This is a genomic window from Rhodococcus sp. (in: high G+C Gram-positive bacteria), assembly GCF_049591685.1.
In the GTDB taxonomy this organism is placed as follows: Bacteria; Actinomycetota; Actinomycetes; order Mycobacteriales; family Mycobacteriaceae; genus Rhodococcoides.
In genome coordinates this window covers 1-3333 of the sequence record NZ_JBAWFH010000304.1, presented here as the reverse complement: position 1 = coordinate 3333, position 3333 = coordinate 1, and the positions used below count along the sequence as shown (strand labels likewise).

Here is a 3333-nt window from a genome sequence, read left to right as displayed (position 1 = left end):
CTCACGCTTGGTCGACATCGACAACGAGCCCATCCCACCAGCACACCCGAGCACTCGAACGAGGGCCAGCGTTTCGCGAGCAGATCCCAAATGAGGCACGAACCCCATTACGCGAGCACATTAGGTGAGTCTCGTCGGACAGTTGACCCGAAATAGATCCGGCGGTATATTGCGAATATCAACCAGCTTGATATTACTTCAAAGGAGAAGCGTGGCATGAATCGCACCGACCGTGGTCCACACATCGCAGGCGTCAGCGCGCGCCCACGAGGCAGGGTCGGACGGGCGTCACTTGTCGGTGCCGTGACCGCAGGGGTCGCACTGAGCCTCTGTGTGACACCCGCCGGCGCGACCACAAATGCCGCGGCACCTCAGCAGGTGACGGATCTTGCGCGGTCCGGTCTTCCGGCGGACATTCCGCAAGCGGCGCTGCAGCCTGAGCCGGACCTTCCGGAACCCGAGTCCTGGGCCTTTTCGGAGGCGTTCCCCCGCACATCCGGGACCGCACGCTACGACGCTGGCGCCTATCTGTGGACCGACTGGCTGTACGACGACATGGGCGCCGGAGACTTCTCCTATGCCTCGCCGGACGCAGCCGGCAACGGCTCCGACGTCTTTCGTGCGGGCATCGCCGCGGATGACGCGAGCACATACTGGCGCATCGACTGGAACACCCTCGTGTCCGCGGACGTGCCCGTCGCCGCGTGGGCATTCGACACCGATTCCGACCCCGCGACGGGTTCCTCGGCGTGGCCGGCCGACGCGGGCGTCTCCTCCCCCGGCATCGATCAGGTCATGATCGTTTCTTCTCGCGGGATCTGGCTGATCGACGCCGCGACCGGGGATCGCTCGGATCTGACCGCCGTCGGCGCCGAGCTCTCCATCGACGACGACGCGCGCTCGTTCATCGTGGCGGTACCGAAGTCCGCCCTCGCCGCCGACGGCACGTGGTCGGTCCGCCTTGCGACAGGCGTAGCGAACGAGACCGGCGAAGGATTCGCCGCTGCTCCAGGCCAGGACGATGAGACGCGCATCTACAACGCAGCGTTCCGCGACCGCGAAGACGAGCCGTTCCTCGTCGGCGGCTGGACGAACTCCTCCACGCGATGGAACAACGGACGCCAGTCGGACGCGCTGGGCGCGAACGACATCACCGACTTCTTCATCGAGCTCGATTGGAGCCGTATCTCGGCGGGGGAGACGACGGCGGATCCGGCGCCCACCGGGTACTCGACGCGGTGGTATGTCTCGACGTTGGATCTCGGGCAGGGCCTTGACCCACAGGCTCGCAGCGGCTACGGCCCGGCGTTGCGCGGTCCGTCGTTCTACGGGCGTGTGCAGCCCTACACCGTCTATGTGCCGACGACGTACGACAGCGCCGTCCCAGCGCCACTGACGATGCTGCTGCACTCGGGCGACCGCAATCACAACGGCTTCGGCGGCCCGACGCAGGAGGACGTCTACGGTCCGATGTGCGAAGAGCGCGGTTCGATCTGTGTCACACCGCTGGCGCGGGGCAACACCACCTGGTACATCAACGAGGGTGAGTTGGACGTATGGGAAGTGTGGGGCGTTCTCGCCGACACCTACAGCCTCGATCCGGATCGCACGGTCGTCGGCGGCTGGTCGATGGGTGCCGTGGGAGCGACTCGCCTTGCAGCCAACCACCCGGATCTGTTTGCCGCGGCGGTCATCGTCTCGGGAGCCGGCTATTACGACACGCAGGGTCGCCGCGACCAGGCCGGCGACGAGCTGCGGATGGAGAATCTCATGGGCCTCGTGACGTTCATGGATTCCGGCACTCGCGATGTTGCCCAGACCGCGACGCGCAGGTGGGACGCCGCAGCCGACGTGGCCGAGGTCCGGTACCGAGCCAACTACTACGAGAACGCCACGCACGGCGAGCTCGGGGAATCCCTCGGATGGGATGATGCGGCCGAGTACGTCCAGACGCACCCGCAGCGCGAGCCGGCGCCGTCCAACATCGCGTTCCGCTGGGAGCCCGGCGATGCCCGACCCGACCTGGGGATCACGGTCGACCGAGCGTACTGGCTCACCGACCTGGATCCGCGGGACGAGACCGCGCGGTGGAGCCGAGTGACGGGAGAGTCTCACGCTCTGAAGACCACTGAATATGACGCCGTGCTGAGCGATGATATCCAGATCATCGACGGCCGGAATGTGCAGGTCCGCGATCAGCGCTGGGTGGAAGCGGGCTCGGTTGAGCCGCGAAACGAGATCAGCACTTCGGCCGAGAACGTCGCCGCGATGGCGATCGACCTGGATCGGGCGGGACTGGACGCTTCGGCGCCGGCCACGGTGACGATCCTCGCGGACGGCGCCACCGACGTCACCCTCAAACGGGAGGATTCGACGGCAGCAACGGCGCTCGTCGCAGGAGAGCATGTGCTGTCCAGTCCGCAGGCGCCGGGCACAATCAGCGCAGTCGCAGCCGACGGCGCGGCACGTGTCACGTGGGCCGCATCGGCATCGAGCTTGCCACTGTACGGCTACGTCGTGCGCGATGCGTCCGGGGCGGTCGTGTGCGAGGCGGTCTCGACGAGTTGCCGAGTCGAGGGCCTCATCAACGGAACCGCCTACTCCTTCTCCGTGACTGCGTCGAACATCCTTGGCACGTCCGAGAGCACCGCATCGGCATGGGTGACGCCGAGCCCGCGGCCAGCCGATCCGGGGGTCTCGCTGGCAGTCAGCGCGAAGTCTCAGTGCGTCAACGGTGCTCCTGTGATCGCCGTCCACGTCCTGAACAAGGAGGCGATCGCAGCCGATGTGCGGATCACCACCGTGGCCGGCGAGGTGAAGGTGACGAAACTGCAGCCGGGCGCGGCGGTCTACCGCACCTTCGCGGTGGCGGAGACGTCGGTCGACCATGGCCTGGCAGCTATCGCCGGTTATACCTGGAACGGCTCCGGCCAGTACACCGTCTACCAGGCGGGCTACGCCGCGGCGGCCTGCGGGTGAGTCCTCCGGACGTCGCTGCGTGACATCGAACGAGCGGGCGGGATCCTCCGCGATCCCGCCCGCTCGGTCGCGAAGCGGCACCGGTCGGCGCCGGGACACTTGAGTCCGCGTCGACGAGCGCCACCGAAGTCTCCCTTTGTCCCGTGAGCGGTGACGCGGATGCTGCCGCCACGAATGCAAGGCGCGATTCGGCCTAACCCTCGTCGTCGGTGTCGACGAGGGTTAGGTGTTCTTCCCACGGAGGTTGTGAGCAGCGTGGCGTGACGGGATAGGGCGAGGACCTCCGGTATCGATATGGGTTACCACACTCATCCCGATCCACGGAGGTCCTCGCGTCTTACGTTACCCATGCTC

The 3333-nt window shown here is 66.7% G+C and carries 1 protein-coding gene; it reads left to right on the top strand.

Annotation, left to right across the window (positions count from 1 at the left end):
• The first annotated feature begins 216 nt into the window (after nucleotides 1–216).
• Nucleotides 217–2979 (top strand): alpha/beta hydrolase-fold protein, encoded by a 2763-nt coding sequence (locus tag WBQ44_RS12625; RefSeq protein ID WP_495567030.1) that lies wholly within the window; start codon nucleotides 217–219, stop codon nucleotides 2977–2979.
• Nucleotides 2980–3333: the final 354 nt, after the last annotated feature.

What these genes read in the sequence shown, in the direction of transcription:
- WBQ44_RS12625 (WP_495567030.1), top strand. Translation starts at nt 217, where the DNA reads ATGAATCGCACCGACCGTGGTCCACACATCGCAGGCGTCAGCGCGCGC.